This is a genomic window from Mastigocoleus testarum BC008 (genome assembly GCF_001456025.1).
GTDB lineage: Bacteria > Cyanobacteriota > Cyanobacteriia > Cyanobacteriales > Nostocaceae > Mastigocoleus > Mastigocoleus testarum.
The window spans coordinates 18,793-43,372 of sequence record NZ_LMTZ01000101.1; the positions used below are offsets into that span (position 1 = coordinate 18,793).

The window sequence follows — 24,580 nt, forward strand, 5'->3', positions numbered from 1 at the left end:
GGCTGGGGAAAAGACATTTATTTTTTTGATTTGGGTAAAATGTCAAAAAATGTCACAAATTTTTTCCAGAAAATTTTCCAAGAATTTTCCCAAAAAATTTCCCTAAAATTTTCCCTAAAAAATTCCAATGATTTCCAATTATTCCCATCTCCCCACCTATAATTCCATAAAAAAATATTATGGATTTGCCTTCGGAAGTCATAGCAAATTTAAGGTATTGTTGGCGAATCCTCATCAACAGCCAAGACTCTAATTTTGTCCGTAATGTCATTCTCAACTTGAAGTTAAACAACATGTAATTGCTCAACGGCATTATCGTTTATTGCTCATGTATTGCTAATATTTTTTGAACTTTCATTGAGAATAATGAGAATGCCAAGCATTTAATTGCTGGATTCGTTAAAAATTTCAGATGAAATTGCTTTTTTGATTTAAGAGAATGTATGAGAATAGCCAAAAAGCAAATGACAAGATGACAAGATCGGAGTTAAAATATGTTGTAAGAGATTATTCCCTTCTGCCATCTCTATATCTCTGCTAATTATAAAACTTCAGGTGCGAATGTACGCACAAAACATCTTTTATGTCATCAGTAATTTTGCGTATGTTCCAGAAAATGTGTTCTGCCCAACTAATTAAAACTTGGGTCGCAAATGCCCTGTATATTGAGGAATATAGCCTTTGCTTATCGCATTTTGGTGACAATAAGTTAATTGTTTTTTTCTAAAGTATTGTTACCCAATCGTGATATGATTCAACTGGCTGAATATCTAGCTAACATAAGTTCACTAAACTGGTTTGAAATCCCGTGAATTCGTCAGATGAATCAATAGATCCGATCGCGACAAGACAAGAAGAAGCAGTAGAAGATCTTGAGGGCTCAAGCTCGGGAAATTCAATGGAAGAGTTTTATAAACTTTCCCAAGAACTGCTTTTAATAACTCTTGTTCTGATAGGGATAATCTTTATCTCAGTATGGATTTTTTATTCTTTAAACATTGCTCTTAACTATCTACTTGGGGCATGCGCGGGTATAGTTTATTTGAATATGTTGGCCAAAGATGTTGAGCAATTGAACCAAGAAAGAGTAAGGTTGAAAAAAAATCGTTTTGCTCTGTTGATTGGTTTGATAGTCATAGCAAGTCAATGGCATCAGCTACAAGTGCTTCCCATATTTTTGGGTTTTTTAACTTATAAAGCAACGCTCATTGTTTACATGCTACGGATAACATTCAATCCCGACCATTAATAGTTAGCGTTGAGAAAGGGAATACTCCAATCATTCCTGTTTGGGGAAATTTCTTGAGAAATGCAAATGCTTAATGTTTTAAACGTCTTAACTGTCTTTAATTCTTTTACCCTTGCCGAATTGGAAGTAGGAGATCATTTCTACTGGCAATTAGGCAATCTAAAAGTGCATGGGCAAGTTTTTCTCACTTCATGGTTTGTGATTGGGCTTCTCGTGGTGGCTTCATTAGCAGCTACTAGGAATATCCAAAGAGTTCCCAGTGGTATTCAAAATTTAATGGAATATGCCCTAGAATTTATTAGGGATCTGACCAAAAACCAGATAGGTGAGAAAGAATATCGCCCTTGGGTGCCATTTATCGGCACATTGTTCCTGTTTATCTTCGTCTCGAATTGGTCAGGTGCTCTAATTCCTTGGAAGTTGATCGAACTACCATCTGGTGAATTAGCTGCTCCCACAAATGACATCAATACGACCGTCGCTTTGGCATTGCTAACTTCTTTGGCTTACTTTTATGCAGGATTTAGCAAGCGTGGTTTGGGATACTTTAAAAAGTATATAGAACCAACACCAGTTTTATTGCCTATTGCGATTTTAGAAGATTTCACCAAGCCCCTTTCCCTGAGTTTCCGTCTGTTTGGAAATATTCTGGCGGATGAATTGGTAGTAGCAGTGTTGGTATTACTCGTGCCACTGTTTATACCATTACCAGTAATGGCCTTGGGATTATTTACTAGTGCCATTCAAGCCCTTGTATTTGCCACCTTAGCAGCCGCATATATACACGAAGCGATGGAAGGGCACGGTGATTAAACATTAATTAAGACTCATTTTTGGTCTGAAATTAGTGTAATTTTAGATTTAGGGCTTGAGATTTTAGATTTAACACCAAGTTAAAAATCAAAGTCTCACTCCTCAAACCTGAAACCTCGATAATTGATATTTACTAAAGGGAAGGAAATCAAGATGGATCCATTAGTTTCTGCTGCTTCAGTTTTAGCTGCTGCTCTCGCGATTGGTTTAGCAGCAATTGGTCCTGGTATTGGTCAAGGTAACGCTGCAGGTCAAGCAGTAGAAGGTATTGCTCGTCAGCCAGAGGCAGAAGGAAAAATTCGTGGTACTCTGCTGTTGACTTTGGCGTTCATGGAATCACTAACAATCTATGGTTTGGTGATTGCTCTAGTATTACTATTTGCGAATCCATTTTCCTAAGCTTTTTCTTTGATGTAGGGACGCAAAAGTGCGTCTCTACATCGTTCACGTCGCGATTTTTGCGCGTCAGGGAAGAGAGGTTTTCAGGTTAACCGTTCGTTGCGCTCGTCGCCCGTGTCAAAAACGAACATGGAACCATCGCAAAATATATCGCAAAATATGAAGAAATTCATAACTTTGCTTCATATGGAAATTGCAGTATAAGCCCCATAGGGAAAAGATGTTTGATTTTGATGCGACCTTGCCCTTAATGGCATTGCAGTTTTTGCTTCTGGCAGCTTTATTAAACGCAATTTTTTATAAGCCGCTGACCAAAGCACTTGATGACCGGGATAACTACATCCGTACAAATAAAGTTGATGCTGACGAACGCTTAGCAAAAGCAAAAAGAGTGACCCAGGATTATGAGACTCAGTTAGCTGACTCTCGCAAACAGTCACAAGCTTTAATCTTAGCAGCTCGCGACGAAGGTCAGAAAATTTATGCTGAGAAAATTGCAGAAGCTCAAAAAGAAGCTGCTGCAAAACGAGAGCAAGCATCTCGGGAAATAGAACAGCAAAAACAAGAAGCCTTCAATTCTCTACAGCAACAAGTAGACGAGTTAAGTCGGCAGATTAAGATCAAACTATTAGGACCAGATCTTGTCGGATAGTTGAGAGAATACTCGATTCGATTGCTCCGTGCAACCCCTTGGGGTTATGCCAGGTGGTACTTCCAAAGACAAGATGGTTAGAATAGTTCCTTCATGTCTGATTTATTAATGTCTTTATGGCAAGGGGTAATTTTTACTTATAGCAGAATTGAGAATTCAGAAGACAGAAGACAGGAGTGGAATGTGTTTTAAAACTAACTTTCAGCTTTTGACCTGTATCTCACTTATTCCCAATCCGCTATATAAATTAACTTATTAATTAATCTATTGATTAAGCAGTTGATTAATTACCCCAATTCAGTGTCTAATTAAGCACTGTTATCTCCAGAGCGGAGAAACTAACCAACTAGTAATCGAACAACGCAACAGATGGTTACAATCGGGAGTTTATTTTTATTAGCAGCAGAAGCGAGCGCTGCTCACTCCGAAGTTGCAGAAGGTGGTTTCGGTCTGAACTTCGATATTTTAGAAACCAATCTGATTAACTTAGGACTTCTGATTGGGATACTGGTTTATTTTGGGCGTCCACTTTTAAGCAATATCCTTTCAGAACGGCGCTCAAGTATTGAAGTACAAATTCAGGAAGCAGAGCAACGTGCTGAGGAAGCAGCTGCTGAACTTGCTGAGGCGCAAGAAAAGTTAACCCAAGCACAAGCAGAAGCCCAAAATATTCTTAAAACTGCACAAACAAGCGCTGCTGCTGCTAAACAAGCAATTTTGGAACGTTCCGATGAAGATGTGAAGAAGTTAAAAGAGGCTGCAGCAGCCGATCTAAATTCAGAAAGAGAAAAAGCGATCGCGCAATTGCGAGCCTCCGTTGTCGCTTCAGCCTTAGAAAAAGTTGAATCGGAACTTCAATCAGGAGTTGCTGATGATGCTCAGCAGACATTGATTGACCGCAGCATTGCGCTCATAGGAGGTTAGAGATGAAAAGCAAAGCAGAACTAGCTGAAGTAGTCCAACCTTATTCCGAAGCATTAATGTCGGTTGCAAAATCGAATAACCAAACAGAAGAGTTTGGTAATTATGTGCGTTCCTTGCTCGGTTTATTTAAAGAGAGCAAGGAATTAACTAACTTTTTTGCTAATCCTTTCGTTACTGCTGAAGATAAAAAAGCAGTCATTAATAGAATATTGGGCGAAGATACCAACAGTTATTTTCGCAACTTTCTGATGCTTTTGGTAGACAGAGGACGGATAATTCTACTCGAAGGTATTTGTCAGCAGTACTTGTCAATGCTTCGGGAAATGAATCAAACCGTATTAGCAGAAGTTACTTCTGCAGTACCTTTGACTGACGAACAGCAACAATCAATCAAAGATAAAGTCAAAGGCATGACTAATGCCCGCGAAGTAGAACTAGAAACTAGCATTAATAGTGAGATCATTGGTGGTGTCATCATCAAAGTTGGTTCTCAAGTGATTGATGCAAGTTTGCGGGGACAGCTACGCCGTCTATCTTTAGCGCTGAAATAGTGCGCTTAAATAGTACCGTGAAAAGTGCCGTGAAAAAATTAGGACTCGGGAGCTAAGGGTTAGGGCTTGGGAGTTAGGAGTTATGAATTATAAATCAGATTAACTCATACCTCATAACTCTTAAATCACAACTTTAAGTCATAACGACGGTTGAGAAGGGGGACTTAGCACTACGTGCCGCACCAAGCAGCATATTTGCTCATCATCAATAACTCTTAATTGCTTAAATCTCAACTCTTAGCTCCTTGCTTTTAACTTTTTATCTATTGAAAACAAAGAAGAAAGAAAATGTCTATCAGTATTAGACCAGACGAAATCAGCAGCATCATTCAGCAGCAAATCGAACAATACGATCAAGACGTTAAAGTTCAAAACGTTGGTACCGTGCTCCAAGTGGGTGACGGTATTGCTCGGATATATGGTCTGGATAAGGTCATGGCGGGCGAATTGTTGGAATTTGAAGATGGTACCATTGGTATCGCTCTAAACTTGGAAGAAGACAACGTGGGTGCGGTACTCATGGGTTCTGGTCTGAATATCCAAGAAGGTAGCTCAGTTACTGCTACTACTAAAATTGCTCAGATTGGTGTTGGTGACAGTTTAGTAGGACGGGTTGTGGATGCCTTAGGTGTTGCAATCGATGGTAAAGGTGACCTTAACACTACAGAAAGTCGTTTGATTGAATCTCCGGCTCCCGGTATTGTAGCACGACGTTCTGTGCACGAACCGATGCAGACTGGGATTACTGCGATCGACTCCATGATTCCTATTGGTCGGGGTCAGCGGGAATTAATTATTGGTGATCGTCAAACTGGTAAAACTGCAATTGCCATTGACACCATCATTAACCAAAAAGAAGAAGATGTAGTCTGCGTTTACGTTGCGATCGGTCAAAAAGCTTCAACCGTAGCTAACGTTGTTCAAACCTTACAAGATAAGGGTGCAATGGACTACACCGTGGTTGTTGCAGCTAATGCGAGTGACCCAGCTCCTCTACAATGGTTAGCACCTTACACTGGAGCTTCAATTGCTGAGTACTTTATGTACAACGGCAAAGCAACCTTAATTATTTATGACGATCTTACCAAGCAAGCTCAGGCATATCGTCAAATGTCCTTGTTATTGCGTCGTCCACCCGGTCGTGAAGCTTATCCTGGAGACGTTTTCTACATTCACTCTCGCTTATTAGAACGTGCGGCTAAACTCAGTGATGAGTTGGGTAAAGGTAGCATGACTGCTCTACCAATCATTGAAACCCAAGCCGGTGACGTATCTGCTTACATTCCTACCAATGTAATTTCTATTACAGACGGTCAAATATTCCTATCTGCAGATTTATTTAACGGTGGTGTTCGTCCCGCGGTTAACCCTGGTATTTCTGTATCCCGTGTGGGTTCTGCGGCTCAAACCAAAGCAATGAAAAAAGTTGCTGGTAAATTGAAGCTAGAACTAGCACAGTTTGACGACTTACAAGCATTCGCGCAATTTGCTTCTGACTTGGATCAAGCAACTCAAAACCAACTCGCACGTGGTAGTCGCTTGCGGGAGTTATTGAAACAACCTCAAAACTCTCCTTTATCTGTATACGAACAAGTCGCGGTTCTCTACGCTGGACTTAATGGTTATTTAGATGAGATCCCAGTAGAAAAAGTCGTTGACTTTGCTCAAGGATTGCGGGATTACTTGAACACCAATAAGACTGAGTACAAGCAAGGTATTCAAGGTACTAAAGTCTTGGGTGAAAACGAAGAAAAAGTTTTGAAAGAAGCAATTACTGAATACAAGAAAACCTTCTTAGCAACAGTTTAGGAAGTAAGAAGTAAGAAGTCAGAAGTCAGAAGTCAGAAGTCAGAAGTCAGAAATAAAATTTTCTTTTCTCTTGATTTCTGAATTCTGTTAGTGCGTTCTATGCACTTGAGTTTTTCTTCTGTATAACAGAAGGTAGTACCCTAAATACCCTTGACTCCTGGCTCCTGGCTCCTAGCTTCTGCTATAAATCTTAAACTTTGTATTCCGTATTCTGTATTCTTAAAAAAATTATGGCAAATTTAAAAGCAATACGCGATCGCATTAAGTCAGTCAAAAATACCAGAAAAATTACAGAAGCGATGCGATTGGTAGCTGCTGCTAGGGTACGTCGCGCCCAAGAGCAAGTAACTTCAACCCGTCCTTTTGCCGATCGTTTGGCGCAAGTTCTTTACGGTTTGCAAACTCGCTTAAGATTTGAAGATGTAACCTTACCACTATTAAAACAACGGGAAGTTAAATCTGTTGGTTTATTAGTAATTTCTGGGGATAGAGGTTTGTGCGGTGGTTACAATACCAACGTCATTAAACGTGCAGAAAACCGCGCCAAGGAATTGGAAGCTGAGGGCGTAGGTTACAAATATGTATTGGTTGGACGTAAAGCAACCCAATATTTTGAACGTCGGGAACAACCGATTAGCGCTACTTACACTGGCTTAGAGCAAATTCCCACAGCAGACGAAGCATCTAAGATTGCTGACGAATTATTATCTTTGTTTTTGTCGGAAAAGGTAGATCGCATCGAGTTAATTTACACTAAGTTTGTTTCCTTGGTTAGTTCTCGTCCTGTGGTACAAACCTTGTTACCCCTCGATGCTCAAGGTTTAGAAGCTGCAGATGATGAAATTTTCCGTCTCACTACCCGTGGGGGACAATTTGAAGTTGAACGGGACGCAGTCAAGACTGAAACTCGTGCTTTCCCTCGGGATATGATTTTTGAACAAGATCCGGTGCAGATTTTGGATTCTTTACTACCACTATATTTGAGTAACCAATTATTACGAGCATTGCAAGAATCTGCAGCCAGTGAATTAGCAGCCCGGATGACAGCAATGAGTAATGCGAGTGATAACGCTAGCGAATTGATTGGTACTTTAACATTGTCGTATAACAAAGCGCGACAAGCTGCAATTACCCAAGAAATTCTTGAGGTTGTTGGTGGTGCAGAAGCGTTGAATTAGAATTGAAAAATTTTAATGTTAATTTTTCAATAGCCGATTGCTAGTTTTTTGAGTTAGCGATCGGCTATTTTGTTTTTGATCGCGTTTCAATCCCTAATAGGGATTTTGTTTGGTAAGTTTCAACTCATCCGCCAACTTGGTTTCGCCATTTTTCATCGTTTCAATCCCTGATAGGGATTTTAGTAAGTTTCAACAAAGCATAGGAGCGTTATCTTTTTCATCTTTAAAGTTTCAATCCCTGATAGGGATTTTAGTAAGTTTCAACCCCTGTGTCCCAACCTAAAGGGATATAGTAAGTTTCAATCCCTGATAGGGATTTTAGTAAGTTTCAACGCGCTTTAAAAGGTCGCGATATTAAAGCGATCGGGTTTCAATCCCTGATAGGGATTTTAGTAAGTTTCAACTAAATCCGGGTGCGATCGCGCCGTGTACTTTGGTAAGTTTCAATCCCTGATAGGGATTTTAGTAAGTTTCAACGTGGAGGTAAGCTAGAAAAATTAAGTAAAATGTTTCAATCCCTGATAGGGATTTTAGTAAGTTTCAACCTACGAAGGGAAAACGCTTACTGTAACTACAGTTGTTTCAATCCCTGATAGGGATTTTAGTAAGTTTCAACCTCAAACAGTGAATCCATATCGCCAATGCGATCGTTTCAATCCCTGATAGGGATTTTAGTAAGTTTCAACCTGCCACAGCACTGACCTCAGATGCTAGTTTGAGGTTTCAATCCCTGATAGGGATTTTAGTAAGTTTCAACTATAGCAGGAGATATAACAGAAGGACACCAGTTTGTTTCAATCCCTGATAGGGATTTTAGTAAGTTTCAACAGTTCAGGTTACGCGCCACGAATTTGAATTGGATGTTTCAATCCCTGATAGGGATTTTAGTAAGTTTCAACAGCTCGCTGTGGAAGCCTCAATATATTTGGTTTTCAAGGTACATTTGCGCCAACCTCATCCAAAAATACTGTTTCAGCCGAAGGAATGTCAAGAGTAGAAGTCAACAAAATTGCTCAAATCCTTATACGACAATACTTTCAAGAGTTGCGCCAACCTGTTTCGAGTTAAAAATCGCTCTAACCCAGATACAGTAAAGATTTCAGCCGCTAAATCTAGCAATTGATTTCCAACACCCACAGGTTGGCGCAAAAGAGCAGCAAGTGTCAAGCAAAGAATACGCTTTCATCCCATGTACAAAAAAATCTAGTCGCAAACCTTCTTCACGAATATAAAGTAGAACTACAAACTTGATTGTAAATCTTCTGTACGGCTAGAAATACAGCAATTTATGTCAAGTTTTTAAAATTTATAACGAGTAAACTATGAGATAACTCAGATGATATTTGAATGAACGACATAAGCTCTAACTCCAACTTCACAATCTATCTAAAACGGTTTTCCAAGGTTTTAGATTATATAAATACTCATTTGGATGAAAATATGAGTCTAGATGATTTGAGTCAGGTTGCTGCTTGTTCAAAATATCATTTCCACCGTCAGTTTACTGAACTCTTTGGAATTAATATAGGTCGTCTAATACAATTACTGCGTCTCAAACGTGCTTCTTATCAACTTGCTTTCCGTAAGGAAATCCGAATTATTGATATTGCGTTAGCTAGTGGTTTTGAAAATCCTGAGTCTTTTTCACGTGCTTTTAAAAATAATATTGGACAGACACCATCAAAGTTCAGAAATCAACCGGAGTGGAATTCTTGGTATGAAAAATACCAATTATTGAAAGATTTGAGAATTCTTCACATGAAATCAAGTAAACATACACATCAAGTCAGGATAGTTGATTTTCGGGAAGCGAAAGTTGCTGTATTGGAGCATCATGGCTCTCCACAACTGTTAGGAAACTCAATACAAAAATTTATTGAATGGCGCAAACAAAATCAAATTTCCCCTAAAACTAGCAAGACGTTCAACGTTATTTATAATGACCCTAAGACCACAGAACCAGAAAAATTTCACTTTGATATATGCGCTTCTGTTCGATCAGGTGTAAAGGATAATAAATTTGGTGTGATTACAAAAGTTATTCCTGCTGGGCGTTGTGCGGTTCTACGCCATGTCGGGACAGATGAAAATCTAGGGGAAAGTGTGAATTATTTATATAAACAATGGCTACCACTTAGTGGTGAAGAGTTACGTGGTTTCCCTTTATTTGTTGAACGTGTGAGTTTTTTCCCCGACGTTCCCGAACATGAAGCGATCGCTGATATTTATTTACCCTTAAGGTAATCTAAAAGCACCAACACAAACTGACCTTGGAAATAAAATCCAAAGTCAGATTGTTATTATTTATGCTATTTAATTTAATATTAAATTTTTCTGCGACTTTGTATAGATATACGTGAATTTATGGCTATGCTACAGAACTAAGCACACCCTGTTTACTCTCAACTTTAAATAACCAGTCATGCCAAAACTTACGCGCTTTATTTTCTAAGATGTAGCCATAAGTAGCAGTGTCTCTGCGTAAATTTGGAATAGTAACACCAGCAGTAGAACCAATTTCGCAAGCATGACCAATCAACCAACGCTCTAAACCACGAGTTGTAACTTCTGGGTGAAATTGTAGAGCTAAAGCAGCTTTTCCGAAAGAAAATGCTTGATTTTGATATTGAGAACTAGAAGCTAAGTGGGTCGCTCCAACAGGTAAATCAAAAGTATCACCATGCCAGTGTAATACAGCAGCATGATCGGCAACAAGATGAACTAATGACGAATCTTTACCTGTTTCACTCAATTCAATGGGGGACCAACCAATTTCCTTGGTATGACCAGGATAGACTTTAGCACCAAGAGCCCGAGCCATAAGTTGAGCACCCAAACAAATACCGATAGTAGGTAAATCTGCATTCAGACGAAGTTTTAACAAACGTAGTTCATCTGTAATAAAAGGATAATCTTGTTCGTCATAAGCACCAATTGGACCTCCAAGAATTATCAGTAGATCGGTTTTCAGGGCGTCAATGTCAGCGATATTATCAGAGCCGGCTTCTATATATTTCATCACATAGTTGCGCTCTTCAAGAACATCTCCTAAACTACCGAGATCTTCAAAGGCTATATGTCTGATTATAGTGGCGTTTTTCATGGGTTTAACGACAAAATACTACTAGTAAAAATCTGGAATGAGAGATAACAAAGTACAAATAGACTTGGTTGGGTCTATTGAGTAAAACAATAGAAAATTCTTGATTTTTTCTTCTCTCCAACTCCCTGAAAGTATGAAGAGTCTGTATCAATTGTAATCCAAACTAATTAATCTGGAATTGAGGATATTTGAGAATATTTGAGGATGTTAGCCATCAATACTTCTGATAGAATGTTCCAATATTTAGTAATTTACTAACTAAATAAGTTCACTATCGGCAAAAAATTGCTCAATAATCGGCAGAGAAAATACACCAGCTGACTCAAACATCTTTAAAGTAGGTTTTGCAGCTTGTTTGACTTCTTGTGCTACTTGCTTAGGTACATAAACTTCTTCCAAAATTCCCTCTGCATCTTTAGCATTGAAGCCCATCGATCTGAGTACACTGTATTCAAACTGACGGTCGGGAGCGAGGAAAGCCCAAACAAATTGCGGTAATATTTGACCCATTTCCTCTTGCTCATAGGCTGTAAGGTTGTTCCATAATAGTGGGAATAATTTACGGAAATAAGCACTGTGCAAAGCTTCATCGGCTGCATGGTCACCTATTACATTCCGAACAATATTTGCAACCGCAGGGTCATGTGGCACGTTATTAAGAATTTTAGTTACTAAAGTCTCAGAAATAGTGACAAAAAATAATTTCATCAACTTTGGAGACAAGCGAGTTTGATTTTCGAGAATAATTCTTTCTAGAGTCCGGTCAAATTGAGGACGACCAACAACAGAACGATTGAGTCCGAACGATTCTTGTACTTGTTTTGAGAACAGTTCTACAAATAAAGCATGACCTCCCTCATCACAATAAATTTTAAGAGCATCATTTTTCTGTTCAATATTCATAGAAATCGGTGCTTGTCCCTGAGCTAATAAGCTGCAAACAGGATTCACATGGCTCAATTCTAATAAAGTAGTGAACTGAAGATGGGCTAGAAGACGATAAGCTAAAACCTTAGTCAATTTCTGAGAATCGGAAGCGATCGCACTATGGCTAGCTAAAGGTACTAAATCTGGTGAAAATGGTAGTCCGGAAATCTCTTGAGTACTACGAATAGGCTTTGTGCGAATCCAGCTAGAATCATTCCATTTCCTGAAGGGACTGCGATAGGTTTTTTGAGTAGTTGCGGTTTGGTTTCTGTCAACTGTAAACATTTTAATAATCCTCCAAGTAAAGTTATTGTTGCAATTGCAGATGTGATCAACTGCCGTATGTAGTTGAAGAACTTAATCCACATCTTCTTCTTGCTTGATTCCATCATGGTGGATAAAGATTAATCAATACTGAATCAAATCTGAAATTTGGCTTAGAAAATATGGCATTATTCTCAACTGACTCTCATTTTTACAAATAAGAGATAAATCTATAATGTATGGGAAGAATGGCAAAATTTACGCTAAGGACTTCATCAACTTGAAAATGAATCATAAAAAAGACACGACTGTTTCCTTATACCAATTTGGAAAAATAATGAGACAGATAGATCTCTGTAGAGACGTTGCAGAGGCTAACGCCGACGCCCTTACTGCTCTGCAACGTCTCTACCGGAGAATCTGTTGCAATGATTTATCGAATTGGTATTGCAAGAAAATTGGGACTTGTCTAAGACGAATGCTAACGATCTAAAAAAATTCAGTAAATCATCAATCTCTCAAAATTAATGTGGTGGAGTACTAAGAGAAAAATGTCATATAACAGTTAGTTGTTAACTATTAACGGATATCTCTTCACTGGTTGAATCTTTCTTTTGGGAATTATCAATAAATAAGCTGAAGGGATGAGAAAGAGTGCTAGAATTGTTGCTCCACCAATACCACCCGCGATCGCAACGGCTAATGGAGGCCAAAATCCTCCACCTGATACAATCAAGGGAATAAAACCACTCATCGTTGTAAAGGTGGTTGTTAGTACGTGGCGAGTAGCATGTACAACTACTTCGCGTATGGCTTTACGATCTCCTCTGCGTGCATCTGGATTTTCCTTTAAAGCCGAAAGTACCGTGATGGAGTCATTTACTGCAACCCCAACCAAACCGATAGTACCAATAATTGGGTTAAAGCCGAAGGGATATTTAAATAACCATACAGACAAAAGACTCAAACCAACAGAACAAATCGCAACGACACCAATTAAACTAGCGAGTCTGAAGGAACCTAAAGACAGAACTAAAGTTGTTATCATTAATACAACTAATACACCGAGAGTAGAAAACAGTCCTCCCATTGCATTACTGCTTTCCTCTTCTTCACCACCAAATTCGTAGCTGTAACCTGCTGGAAGTTGAAAGTTTTGTGATAATTGTTGCTTGAATTCGTTTAAAACATTTGCTGGAAGGGTACCAGCTCGAATAAAGGCTTGAACAGTATTGACTCGTTGTCCGTTATAACGGGTGATTTGAGAAAGCTTCGGTTCCAGTTCAAATGTACCTAGGGCTGATAGGGGAGTTGAATTTAATGAATTAGAGTTTTGTGAATTAGAGTTTTGTGAACCAAAACTTGATGAACTAGAAGTTGAATTTCTATTTCCCCCCGGTGATAGTAAATCTAAAGATTTAATTTGGTTTAAATTTCCTCGATCTGCATTTGACAAACGTACTCGTACGGGTAATTCTTCTGTAGATTCAAGAATTGAACCTCCCCGAACACCTTCCAGGGTAGTATCCAACTGTTGGGCGATACTTGTATTATCCAATCCCCTTAACCGAGCTGATTCTTCGTCCACACGTAAACCCAATTGCGGTAATACTTCATTTAAACTTGCACGGGTATGAGTAACATTAGGAATATGTACTAACAATTCCCTTGCTTTCTCTCCAAATTTTTGTAATTGCTCTATGTCAGAACCATAAATCCGCATTTCCACAGGTGCTGCAAAAGGTGGTCCTTGTTCCAATTGTCTCACTAAAATCCGCGTACTGGGGAATTCTCGATCCATTTCCCGTTGCAACCTTTGAATTAGATCATCTGTCGCAATCGATTTTAGTTGCACCAAACCATTAGCAAAATTAGATTCGCTTTCACGGGAAGTAATAATATTGTAATAAAAGCTAGGAGCACTTCTACCAATAAACCAGTGCACATCTGAAACTTCTGGATATTCGAGAAATTTTGAGCGCACCTGTCTGACAACCGATTGAGTTTGTTGCAAAGAAGCGGATGCGGGTAACTCCAACTCTACTTGCATTTGGTCTCGGTCTGCTGGTGGAAAGAATTGAGTTTCTAAAGTTGAAAATAATATAAATCCTGATAATGGCAAAATAAGTGATAATGCTATACCTATCACAGGACGCCCAAATACGAAATCTAATGTGTGACGATAAGTTTGAGTAAGGCTGGAGTTGGAAAATCCACTTTGCAAACATCGTTGAAAAGATGGCAAAGTTTTGTTGATTTTTCTGTTGTTACCCCGATGTCTTCTTTCCTGACGACGCTTTAAATATCCATATAATTTGGCTGTAAGAACTGGAGTAATTGTCAAACCGATCGCTAAAGATGCAGAAACTGCTAAGATTACGCTTAAACCAATCGTCCCTACAAATTCACCAACACTACCAGGTAAAAGAACAATAGGTAAAAAAGCCAAAACTGTTGTCAAAGTTCCTGCAATTAAAGGTGCTGTCAAATAACGAACGCTTGCAGTTACAGCTTTATGGAATGGAACTCCTGCATCAAGTTGGTTGCGAACTTCATCAACTACAATGATGGCATTATCAATCAAAATTCCCAGAGCTACAATTAATCCTGTAACGGACATTTGGTGTAAGGGAACTCTGATCGCATTCATACAACCAAGTACAGCAAGAACTGACAGAATTAAAGAAACTTGTACCACTAATGCTGACTGTAAACCCATCATAAATATGGTTACAGCAAATAAAATAACAGAACCAAATAGCAGATTAAAAATTAAACTATTGAGACGTCCGGTAACATAATTATTTTGCTCAAGCAATATTTTTAACTTTAAGTTGCTTGGTAATTCTTGTTCAAACTGATTTAATTTCTCTCTAGCGAGCTTTGACCATTGATCGAGGCGATAATTTGACTCAACAAAAACAGCAACTGTTACTCCTGGACTACCATTTACCAATGCTAAGTCAGAAGCAGGTTGAATAATTCCTTTCTTTATAGTTGCAATATCACCCAATCGTTGATACTGGGCTCTATTTACCCCCGAACAAGAATTACAGCGAATTGGTATTTGTTGTAGTTTACCAATCGAATCTAATTCTCCCTTAACTTCGATGGTGATGTCGTTGTTAGAAGTGCGTAATAGTCCTGCTGAGTTCTTAGAGTCGCTTTGTTGAATTTGCTGGGATAAATCAACTGCAGTTATACCTAAAGCTGCTAATTGAGCAGAATTGACTTCAACTGTAATTTCTTCATCTGGTGCGCCAAAAATATCTACCTTTTCCGTTCCAGGTATCGCTAATAGTGCATCTTCAAGGGACTTTGCTCTGCGAGTTAGAATTGCATAATTGGGAATATCATCTTGTTTCCACGTCAAAGATACCAATAAAGCGTAGGCTTTAACATCAATCTCATCTAATTCCGGTTCCGTACTTCCTGGAGGTAAATCGATCCGAACATCCGCTAATTTATCCCGGACTCTAGACCAAACATTGTCTACCTCATCCTTTTTCACCGTATCCAATAACTCGATACTGATAATAGAAACTCCAGTACTGGAAGTAGACTCATAGGTGTTAATCTCTTCAATTTCCGTAATTCTGTCTTCAATTTTCTCCGTAATTAGTGCTTCTACTCGTTCAGCACTAGCACCAGGAAAAAAAGTTTTTACTAAAGCACTGCGGGAAACCAATTCTGGATCTTCCAAACGTGGTAAAGCCTGAAAAGAGGAAAGACCCCAGACAAAAATCAAAATTATTACGAGAACCAGTAGGCGAAAATTACGATAGAGAAGTTTCATTGTTGGAGATTCGGGATTGGGGATTGGGGAAGTAATATAATTCCGGAATGATTTGCTCTATAGCTTCCAATTATGGAAAAGAATAAAACTCTTGAAGTCCCCTAGTGTTGGGGGATTTAGGGAAATGTTATTTCTTGGTTTGTACTTTGCTCGTAACTAGCAACTAATTGACCTGATACGATCCTTTGGGTTCCATCAACTATTAATCTGTCACCGGATTGAAGGGAGCCACGTACTAAAACCCGATTATTATCAGTATGTAAGACTTCTACATCTCTTCGTTCCACGCGATAAGTATTTTTATGTTTTTCATTTTTATTTTTTTCTGAACTTTTACCCAAAGCGTAAACACTCCATAATCCCCTTTCTCCACGCATTAAGGCTGTAACTGGTAACCAATATCCTCGCTTTGCAACTCTTTGAGGTACGGTGAGACGTGCAATCTCTCCCGGTGCAATTAACCGTCCCAGTGACTGTTCCAATTCTAAAACGACAGTTCGAGTTCGCGTATTTGGATTAATTTCAGGAAGAATTGATGCAACTTTAGCTAAATAGGTTTTCCCTTGAATTTGTACCTGTTTCTGACTACGAGGTATCAGTTTTTCTGCAACCATGACAGGAACGCCAATTTCTACCTCTGGTTTCGCATTTTCAGTCAATCGCACAACTGATTGACCTGCACTCACTACTGTTCCTTCATCTAGATTTCGTGCTGCAATTGTTCCAGAAAAGGGAGCTTTAATTGTACTCTTAGCAATACTCACCTCAACGTCGGTAATATTGGCTTCTAATTGTTTGACTGCAGCTTGTTGTGCAGCAATTTTTTCCGGACGAGTACCAGCAAGCAATTCATTTAATCTACTTTCTGCTGCAACTAAGCGATCTGATAAAGCTGCAGCACCAAAGGAAATTTCATCTAATTGCTCTTTAGAAATAGCTCCCTCTTTATACAAGTACTCTCGACGGGAAGTTTTAGTTCTTTGTAACTGCAATTGATCCTTTAAATCTTGAACTTCTGCACGTGCTGCAGCTATCACCTCTTTGCGGGGACCATTTTGTAATTCTTTAAGGACAGCTAAGGCTTGAGCTTTCTGTGCTAATAACTGTTGACGCTGTGCGGATAAATTTCGGGTATCAAGTTGTGCTATTGGAGTTCCAGCTTTTACCCAATTTCCTCGATCAACTCTAAGTCTGACTATTTCACCCGACCTTTCAAAACCCAGTTCGCTCGCACGGACAGCAGCAACTTCTCCTGTGTAGGTTTGGGAAACTTGATAGGAATTTACAGCTTTAATTGGTGTAGTTTTAACTGTCAGAATATTGACTTCTGAAGCTTTTTCTGGTTTGTCTCTAGCTGCAAAACTGCGACTAACTCCAAAACCTACACCTGATAATAATAAGATTGCGGCAACCGAAGCAAATTTCCACCATTTAGATTGAAAAATTCCCACCAATTCATTAGCAGATAAATCTTCTTCAGTAGTAACGTCTGTTTCTAATTCAAGACTGGATGAATTTTGTTCGTTGATAGATTCTTGGTTATGCATCAATTCGCCCTCAAAATATTTTTTATCGGACAATTTATGTGTATATACACCTTTTACTCGAAATGTTAGTCTTCTCAGACAAAGTTTCTAGCAACATTAGCAATATATTCCACTTTTCCTCACCTAAATTTTCTACTACACGAGCCTGTGCTTCTTGCCAAAATGGTATGGCTTGAGACATCACAGTATATCCCTGTGGAGTCAAACTCACTACCTTTATTCTCCGATCTTTACTGGGTTCAACCACAACCAAACCTCTTTTTACCAAAGGCTTTAAAGCACGTGTTAGTGTAGTCCGATCCATTGCTAAGCCTTCTGCTAAATCGCTAATTCTTGATGAACCAGAGATCGCAACAGCAACTAAAATTGTAAATTGAGTTCCTTGTAACCCGGTAGATTTCATGCTTTCTGCAAACAACTGCGTGACCGCACGAGACGCTTTCCGCAGGTGAAAACAAGCACATGTAGCCGCGATTGGATTTAATTGAGTTAAGTTTGGTTGTCCCATGCAATTAAGTTTATATGCAATTTTGCACAGGGTCAACCTGTGTTAGGCGTAGTGTTTAATATTTGTTCAATTTTTTGATTTTTCTTGGTACGTAGTTAGCCTTTAGTCCTGCTTACTCCTATCCCGATGGAAAATTACCTAATTGAGTTGAGAGGGAAAAGTGTGGGGAGTGTGGGAAGATTTACGTCAAGAACTTTATTAACCTGAACGCGAATGGTAAAAAATAAATAAAAAGACACGACTGTTTTCTAATTGAAAAACTAAGACGTGCCTGCGACGAATACTAATAATTTGACCCAAGTAAGACACTCATTCTAAAACATAATTGGTAACAATCCTTACTCCCTTTCGTCCATTAGAACTGGACTTGAGCTTCCATTTACGCGCCAACTTCAAATGCTCTTGATCTAATCTGTTATTTCCACTAGAACTGATTAATCGTACATTGGTAACATTACCTTGAGAGTCTGTGTCAAGAGCGACAGTAATTCTACCTTCAACTCCTTTTCTTTTTGCCCAGGATGGGTAACTTGTGCGACACCGACGACAAGCAGCACGTCCATCACCATCACCTGTTAAGTTACCTATACCACTACCAGTCCCAGGATTAGGAGTTGTTGGTGCTGTTGCAACTTCGTTATTACCTGCGAAATCGCGACGTCTCCTTCGAGAAGAAGTATCCTTGTTTGCAGCAATCTTGGGGCTGCTATTAAAAGTATCTGACGGAGAAGATGGGGGATTTTCCGTTAAGATTCTTCTCAATTTCTTGCTATCTGCTTGTGTTGCTTTAGGTGATTGTGTCGGGGTAGGATCGGGAGAAAATTCTCGTGGTGTTCTGGAATTTCTTTCTTGTTTTGCAAGTAAGCGTCGCAAATCTTCGTTTGTTTTTTGTGTGGGTTGTGGTTCCTGAATTGGAGTTTGAGGGATGGAAAGTTCTGGTTTTGTTCTAGAATCTTTTTCTTGTGTAAGTAAGCGTCGTAAATTTTCGTTTGCTTCCTGTGTGGGTTGAGGTTGAGGAACTGGTTTTGGTGCAATTTGAGGTGGAGGCTGTATCGGTTTTGGTGGCTCAATTTGTTCGACTTTGGGTCTGGGCGTTTGAGGAACTAATGGTTTTGGGGGGGCTTGTGGTTTGAATTCTGATATTTCAGGAACCGTACTGCTAGCACTACTTCCCCCAGGATTGCTGAATGAATTTGTAATAGTCTCAGGCTCTGGTAGCAGTGGTTCTATCTTCTCTAGCTGTTGCGGTTCTGGTTTTGGAGGTTCTGGTTCTGGAGGCTCTGGTTTTGGAGGTTCTTTCGTTTCTTCTGGAATCGGGGGATCTATAAACGTTAGTTCAATTGGTTCATTTTCAGGCTTCGGTACTTGCACATTTATATTTAAAATACCAGAAGCTAATAATCCGAGATGTACAACTAAGGAGCCTACCAAACTGGAAGCGACAAACAATCTGAGAGCCTTTATTTCTGTCTCTCGTTGCTTCAGGGCGATACCGGAAACTCTCATAGTTTTCTACTAAAATTATTACTATTTATTTGAACATAACAGTCTTAAATAACCCATGTAAGAGCATCAACATTGTTTAGAGATGCAATACTCCCACTGTGGGCGTAGTCTCGAAAAAAATAAATCCTTAGCTTTAGGCTAGGAAAATACTTTACTTACGTACGATACCACAATAATTGATAATAGAATCATTTAGGATTAATACACTAAATATAATATTAAAACAACTAGCTGCAAAAATCTATCAATAGAAGCAAAATTATAGAACTTTTTGTAGTCATTCTGAATAAATGATTGAATTTCAAAAATCAACTTGAAAATCATTTTTTTTGCGAACAAGATTTATTTAACGTCAAATTAGATTAATTACTTATAGATAAAATATTGTGCCCAGCCGAAAGCTCAGAGTAATTTGTTAGTACGGATATAGCTTTACTTGTGTGCGATTATGAATTTTTTTGTTAGGAAAACTTAAACCTGATATGACGCTCTACGAAAATTGTTCATCTGTCTCCCGTTAACTTATTCAGGATTGTAATTTCTAATTCTTAATTCATATTTACGCTTTATGTGAATTAGAAGCTGAAATAATATAAATTCGTGAGAATAATCACAAATGTGATTGATACCAATTATTGAAACCCTTGATATTATAAGGCTAAATTTGATTCACATTAGACGTTATTTAATCATTTTAGATGAAATAGGCTACCAAAAAAATAAACAGCTTGTTTTTAAATCTTAATTAATGATTGACATCAATTGTCATTTGTTTTAGGTTAATTTGATAGAAGCTATCATTTATTTTTGGTAGATAGTAGTGATATTAATAGTTCAAGAGCTATAGATGGGAATTAGTAATCTGTTTGCGGCTGGCGGCGTCGTTATGATCCCCCTACTGGGATTTTCAGTATTGGCTGTAGCATTGATAGTTGAACGTTTAAGGTTTTGGTTCAAAGTTAATAGTCGTCAGAAGCAGGTAGTACGAGATGTTTTAAATCTCTATCGTCGAGATAATGTAGTAAGTGCAATTGAAGGATTGCGAAAAAATGCAGATTTACCGATAGCGCGCATGTTCTTAACAGCTTTAGAGCTAGAAGAACCTACTCCAGAAGAGTTTCGCTTGGCACTCGAAAGTGAGGCACAAGCTGAAATTCCTACACTTAAGCGCTTCCAAACTGTTTTTGACACGATTATTTCTCTTGCACCCTTATTAGGTCTTTTGGGTACGGTTTTAGGGTTAATAGGTTCTTTCGCTTCTTTAGATCTTGGTGACGTAGGGGGTTCCCAAACTTCCGGTGTGACTGGCGGGATTAGTGAAGCATTAGTTTCTACGGCAGTGGGATTAGTTGTTGCAATTTTTACACTTTTATTTGCTAATACCTTCCGGGGATTTTACCAAAGGCAAATGGCACTAATTCAAGAATATGGTGGAGAGTTGGAATTAATTTACCGTCGTCGTTATGAGAGAGGAGAAGCAGCCTATGCGTCTACCAGATGAAGCGGATGTACCAGCGCAAATAAATATCGTCCCAATGATAGATGTTATATTTGCGATTTTGACTTTTTTTGTGATGTCAACCCTATTTTTAACTAGGTCTGAAGGATTACCAGTAAATTTACCCCAGGCGCAAACAGCTAGAAAAAATACTCGTCCGGCACAGGTAACGCTGACAGTTGATAAAGCAGGAAAAGTATTTTTAAACAAGCAGGCGATTAGTTTGGAAGAATTGGAAGCAGGAGTGCAGAAAAACGTCAAGCCTCAACAGCCGCTGATGGTAATTTTGAATGCTGATGAGGGGGTAAATCATGGTCAAATTGTAAAAGTTATGGATAGAGTTAGACGGGTCAAAGGTGCGAGGTTAGCAATAGCAACTCGTAGAGAGTAAGTAAAACAAAAGTGAATAAATTAATTTCCAGACAAGCTCATATGTCAGTATTACCACGCCCTCAACCTCTAATTGGCTTAATTTTGGGATTTTTTGTACTGCTGGCTTGTCTTTTTATAAGCGTTTCTTACGGCGCTGCTGATATTTCTTGGCAAAATATTTATGAATCGCTAGTATCTTTTGATGGTTCGAGGGAACATCTAATTATTCGTACTGTTAGATTACCGCGATCGCTACTGGCAATTATAGTTGGTGCAGCGATATCTACTGCGGGTGCAATTATGCAAGGTATAACTCGCAACCCATTAGCCGATCCCGGGATACTGGGAGTCAATGCAGGTGCGGTGTTTGCGGTAGTAACGGCTATTTTTCTATTTGGTTCATCATCACCAAATTTTTATGTTTGGTGTGCTTTCGCTGGTGCGGGAATCACTGCTACTATCGTGTATTTTCTTGCTTCTTTAGGTCGCAGTGGTATTACTCCACTTAACCTAACGATTGCTGGTGCAGCTATTAGCGCTTTCCTCACTTCCCTCACCACGGGGGTATTAATTATTAGTCAGCGTACTCTTGATGAAATTCGTTTTTGGCTAGCAGGTTCTTTAGCCGGTGCAGATAGAAGCCTTATTTTACAGATTCTACCCTACGTTTGCCTGGGAATGATATTAACATTAATCATTTCCCGACAAATTACAATTTTGAGTTTAGGGGAAGATGTCGCTAAAGGCTTAGGACAACAAACTGCTTGGGTGAAGATTGTTGCTGCTGTGTGTATTTTACTTTTAAGCGGTAGCGCGATCGCGGTTGCGGGTGCAATTGGATTTATCGGTTTAGTTGTCCCTCACATTGTCCGATTTTTGGTTGGGGTAGATTACCGTTGGATTTTGCCTTATAGCGCTGTCTTTGGTGCCATATTACTTTTAGTATCCGATATTGCTGCCAGATTAGTTATTCAACCGCAAGAAATTCCCGTAGGTATTATGACAGCTTTAGTTGGTGCGCCATTCTTCATTTATTTAGCTAAAACAAAGGTAAAGAAATGAAGACAGATGCAATAATTTTCCGTTCTAAAATATTTCCGATTTCCTTCAGGCTCAAAAAGCGAGTTCCCATTGTTTTACTAATTTTATTTGTAATTACTCTAACAGCAATGGTAATGAATCTTTCCTTTGGGGAATATCCTATTCCACCCCTTGCTGTAGTTCAAACTATATTGGGAATAGATACGGGAAATCCAGATTATGTTTTTGTAATAAATACCTTACGCTTGCCTAGAACCCTTACCGCTTGTCTTGTGGGTATGGCTTTAGCGATTTCCGGTACTATAATGCAGAGTATAACTCGTAATCCTCTTGCCGATCCAGGAATTATTGGTATCAATGCAGGTGCAAGTTTGGCGGCAGTGAGTTTAATTGTACTGTTACCGAGTTTACCTGTCTATATATTACCTTTAGCTGCCTTTGGCGGTGCTCTGATGGCTTCACTGTTAATCTATTTCCTTGCTTGGGATAAAGGTACTCATCCAGTACGCCTGATTTTAATTGGTATCGGAATTGCGGCAGTAGCTGGTGCTTTTACTAATTTAATGGTGACATTTGGGGATATTTATAATGTTAGTCAGGCTTTAGTGTGGTTAGCGGGTAGCGTTTACGGGCGTAGTTGGGAACAGCTTTTATCTTTACTACCTTGGCTAATGGTTTTTATACCTTTAGCTTTAGCAAATACACCCCAATTAAATGCTTTAAATTTAGGAGAAGAAATAGCTAAAGGCTTGGGTAGTAAAGTTGAATGGCAGCGTAGTTTTTTATTATTAATTAGTGCGGCTTTATCAGGAGCAGCAGTCGCAACAGCAGGAACAGTAGGTTTTGTTGGATTAATTGCGCCTCATATTGCACGTCAATTAGTAGGTAATATCCATGAAGGATTGATTCCAGTCGCTGCGATGACGGGAGCAATGATTGTAGTAATATCTGATTTTTTAGGAAGGATTTTATTTGCTCCGATAGAAATTCCTTGTGGAATCATCACTGCTGTAATTGGTGCGCCTTATTTTGTTTATTTATTAGTCAGAAGTCGGAGAAAATAGGAGAAGCAAGTTAATTCAAAAAATCTATAAGTACATTTAATATTTTTTTCTGTTCCCTATTCCCTGTTCCTACAATTAAAAAATCCAATCTACAGCACTTGCATACAATTACACTTTTACTAGCTCGCTCAATATCCCATGTTCAATGTCAAGATTTCAATAGATGAAATTAGAAACTCAAAGCCACTATCAACTATCAACCCAAAACCTAACATTAGGTTACGATAACACTAAAATCATTAAAGATGTTGATTTGACCATACCTCAAGGGAAAATTACCGCTTTGGTTGGTGCAAACGGCTGTGGTAAATCAACATTATTGCGAGGTTTAGCAAGGTTACTTAAACCTTATAGCGGAACTATTTATTTAGATTCTACTGATGTATTTAAATTATCCACAAAAGCTGTTGCCAAAAAATTAGGAATTCTTTCTCAGTCACCAGTTGCACCTGAAGGCTTAACGGTAAGGGATTTAGTAGTTTGTGGACGTTATCCTTATCAAAATTGGCTGCAGCAATGGACTAAGGAAGATGAACGTTTTGTTGAAATAGCACTGGAAACTACAAAAATGAAAGAGCTAGCACAAAGAGATCTAGACACTCTTTCTGGAGGACAGCGACAACGGGCTTGGATTGCAATGGCGTTAGCTCAAGATACTGATATCCTGTTATTAGATGAACCAACAACATTCTTGGACTTAGCTCATCAAATAGAGGTTTTAGACTTGCTGTGGGAATTAAATCAAACCCAAGGAAGAACTTTAGTGATGGTTTTACACGATCTAAACCAAGCTTGTCGTTATGCAGATTATTTAGTCGCGGTAAATCAGGGAAGTGTTTATATTCAAGGTCATCCTAAAGAGGTGATGAATGAAAAAATGGTTTTAGATGTATTTGGTTTGGAATGTCAGATTATTTCCGACCCAGTTTCGAGTACTCCGATGTGCGTACCAATAGGAAGGAAGGGGAGAATTCTTAATTTGTAATTAATAATTATTATAATTTGCCCCGTGCAATTCTTAAAGATCCACCGATTTTGATATTAGATGAAGCAACATCTGCGGTAGATAATGAAACCGAAGCTGCTATTCAGAAATCTTTGATAACGATTATCCAAAATCGCACAACAATAGCTATAGCTCATCGTCTTTCTACCATTCGTAATGCCGATTGTATATATGTGATGGAACGCGGACAATTGGTGGAAGCAGGGAGACACGAGGAGTTATTGGAGAAGAATGGGATTTATGCAAATTTATGGAGAGTGCAGTCGGGGGTGAAACTAGGATAATAAATTATCAATTATCTAGGCTTTGCTGAATTACTCCCTTCTTGCTCTAAGCCGGAAGGGAGTAAAATATGAATCCACCTGCAGAAACG

21 protein-coding genes, 1 pseudogene and 1 CRISPR repeat array are annotated in these 24,580 nt (G+C 38.8%); of the genes and pseudogenes, 15 read left to right on the forward strand and 7 right to left on the reverse strand.

Going from position 1 to position 24,580, the window contains the following annotated elements:
- Positions 1–52: 52 nt before the first annotated feature.
- Positions 53–235 (reverse strand): hypothetical protein, encoded by a 183-nt coding sequence (locus BC008_RS49660; RefSeq protein ID WP_161938150.1) that lies wholly within the window; start codon positions 233–235, stop codon positions 53–55.
- Positions 236–808: 573 nt separating this feature from the next.
- Here BC008_RS49660 and BC008_RS23390 point away from each other — a divergent pair.
- The 9 genes from BC008_RS23390 to BC008_RS23430 all read left to right on the forward strand — a co-directional run bounded on the left by BC008_RS23390 (position 809) and on the right by BC008_RS23430 (position 9,819).
- Positions 809–1,249 (forward strand): ATP synthase subunit I, encoded by a 441-nt coding sequence (locus tag BC008_RS23390; protein WP_027844145.1) that lies wholly within the window; start codon positions 809–811, stop codon positions 1,247–1,249.
- Between the two features lie 60 nt (positions 1,250–1,309).
- Positions 1,310–2,062 (forward strand): F0F1 ATP synthase subunit A, encoded by a 753-nt coding sequence (gene atpB, locus BC008_RS23395; protein ID WP_027844146.1) that lies wholly within the window; start codon positions 1,310–1,312, stop codon positions 2,060–2,062.
- A 153-nt stretch (positions 2,063–2,215) separates the two neighbouring features.
- On the forward strand, positions 2,216–2,461 hold the full coding sequence (atpE, locus tag BC008_RS23400; RefSeq protein ID WP_008233924.1) for an ATP synthase F0 subunit C: 246 nt from the start codon (positions 2,216–2,218) through the stop codon (positions 2,459–2,461).
- Positions 2,462–2,681: 220 nt separating this feature from the next.
- Entirely contained in the window at positions 2,682–3,113 is a 432-nt protein-coding gene (locus BC008_RS23405) for a F0F1 ATP synthase subunit B' (RefSeq protein ID WP_027844147.1), read from the forward strand.
- A gap of 369 nt (positions 3,114–3,482) precedes the next feature.
- Complete coding sequence (locus tag BC008_RS23410) at positions 3,483–4,037, forward strand: F0F1 ATP synthase subunit B (RefSeq protein WP_027844148.1); 555 nt, start codon at positions 3,483–3,485, stop codon at positions 4,035–4,037.
- Between the two features lie 2 nt (positions 4,038–4,039).
- Positions 4,040–4,588 (forward strand): ATP synthase F1 subunit delta, encoded by a 549-nt coding sequence (gene atpH, locus BC008_RS23415; protein WP_027844149.1) that lies wholly within the window; start codon positions 4,040–4,042, stop codon positions 4,586–4,588.
- Between the two features lie 288 nt (positions 4,589–4,876).
- Positions 4,877–6,397 carry a F0F1 ATP synthase subunit alpha gene (atpA, locus tag BC008_RS23420; RefSeq protein ID WP_027844150.1) on the forward strand — a complete coding sequence of 507 codons (1,521 nt, stop codon included), beginning with the start codon at positions 4,877–4,879 and terminating at the stop codon, positions 6,395–6,397.
- A gap of 230 nt (positions 6,398–6,627) precedes the next feature.
- A complete protein-coding gene (locus BC008_RS23425) occupies positions 6,628–7,575 on the forward strand; it encodes a F0F1 ATP synthase subunit gamma (protein WP_027844151.1) in 948 nt (315 codons plus the stop codon).
- Between the two features lie 157 nt (positions 7,576–7,732).
- A CRISPR array of direct repeats spans positions 7,733–8,474; the repeat unit is 37 nt; unit sequence GTTTCAATCCCTGATAGGGATTTTAGTAAGTTTCAAC.
- A 448-nt stretch (positions 8,475–8,922) separates the two neighbouring features.
- Complete coding sequence (locus BC008_RS23430; protein WP_036268782.1) at positions 8,923–9,819, forward strand: AraC family transcriptional regulator; 897 nt, start codon at positions 8,923–8,925, stop codon at positions 9,817–9,819.
- Between the two features lie 124 nt (positions 9,820–9,943).
- Here the strand turns inward: BC008_RS23430 and BC008_RS23435 are convergent, their stop codons facing one another.
- From BC008_RS23435 to BC008_RS23460, 6 genes are all read right to left on the reverse strand, one after another.
- On the reverse strand, positions 9,944–10,678 hold the full coding sequence (locus tag BC008_RS23435; protein ID WP_027846690.1) for a glutamine amidotransferase: 735 nt from the start codon (positions 10,676–10,678) through the stop codon (positions 9,944–9,946).
- Positions 10,679–10,936: 258 nt separating this feature from the next.
- Entirely contained in the window at positions 10,937–11,890 is a 954-nt protein-coding gene (locus BC008_RS23440) for a diiron oxygenase (RefSeq protein ID WP_058183911.1), read from the reverse strand.
- 544 nt (positions 11,891–12,434) lie between these two features.
- Positions 12,435–15,665 (reverse strand): efflux RND transporter permease subunit, encoded by a 3,231-nt coding sequence (locus BC008_RS23445; RefSeq protein ID WP_027842317.1) that lies wholly within the window; start codon positions 15,663–15,665, stop codon positions 12,435–12,437.
- Between the two features lie 116 nt (positions 15,666–15,781).
- Complete coding sequence (locus BC008_RS23450) at positions 15,782–17,212, reverse strand: efflux RND transporter periplasmic adaptor subunit (RefSeq protein WP_082650608.1); 1,431 nt, start codon at positions 17,210–17,212, stop codon at positions 15,782–15,784.
- Between the two features lie 34 nt (positions 17,213–17,246).
- Positions 17,247–17,720 carry a MarR family winged helix-turn-helix transcriptional regulator gene (locus BC008_RS23455; protein WP_027842318.1) on the reverse strand — a complete coding sequence of 158 codons (474 nt, stop codon included), beginning with the start codon at positions 17,718–17,720 and terminating at the stop codon, positions 17,247–17,249.
- A 309-nt stretch (positions 17,721–18,029) separates the two neighbouring features.
- Positions 18,030–19,226 (reverse strand): energy transducer TonB, encoded by a 1,197-nt coding sequence (locus BC008_RS23460; RefSeq protein WP_058183912.1) that lies wholly within the window; start codon positions 19,224–19,226, stop codon positions 18,030–18,032.
- An 847-nt stretch (positions 19,227–20,073) separates the two neighbouring features.
- Here BC008_RS23460 and BC008_RS23465 point away from each other — a divergent pair.
- The 6 genes and pseudogenes from BC008_RS23465 to BC008_RS23490 form a co-directional block, all read left to right on the forward strand.
- Positions 20,074–20,727 (forward strand): MotA/TolQ/ExbB proton channel family protein, encoded by a 654-nt coding sequence (locus tag BC008_RS23465; RefSeq protein WP_027842320.1) that lies wholly within the window; start codon positions 20,074–20,076, stop codon positions 20,725–20,727.
- Complete coding sequence (locus tag BC008_RS23470) at positions 20,711–21,115, forward strand: ExbD/TolR family protein (protein ID WP_027842321.1); 405 nt, start codon at positions 20,711–20,713, stop codon at positions 21,113–21,115. Before BC008_RS23465 ends, BC008_RS23470 begins: the two co-directional genes overlap by 17 nt.
- 41 nt (positions 21,116–21,156) lie before the next feature.
- Positions 21,157–22,158 (forward strand): FecCD family ABC transporter permease, encoded by a 1,002-nt coding sequence (locus BC008_RS23475; protein WP_027842322.1) that lies wholly within the window; start codon positions 21,157–21,159, stop codon positions 22,156–22,158.
- Entirely contained in the window at positions 22,155–23,201 is a 1,047-nt protein-coding gene (locus BC008_RS23480; RefSeq protein ID WP_027842323.1) for a FecCD family ABC transporter permease, read from the forward strand. The genes BC008_RS23475 and BC008_RS23480 overlap by 4 nt, the downstream gene beginning before the upstream one ends.
- 163 nt (positions 23,202–23,364) lie before the next feature.
- Positions 23,365–24,186, forward strand: a complete 822-nt coding sequence (locus tag BC008_RS23485) for an ABC transporter ATP-binding protein (protein WP_027842324.1) — start codon at positions 23,365–23,367, stop codon at positions 24,184–24,186.
- A gap of 17 nt (positions 24,187–24,203) precedes the next feature.
- Positions 24,204–24,491, forward strand: a pseudogene (locus BC008_RS23490) (ABC transporter); the annotation flags it as partial.
- Between the last annotated feature and the right edge of the window lie 89 nt (positions 24,492–24,580).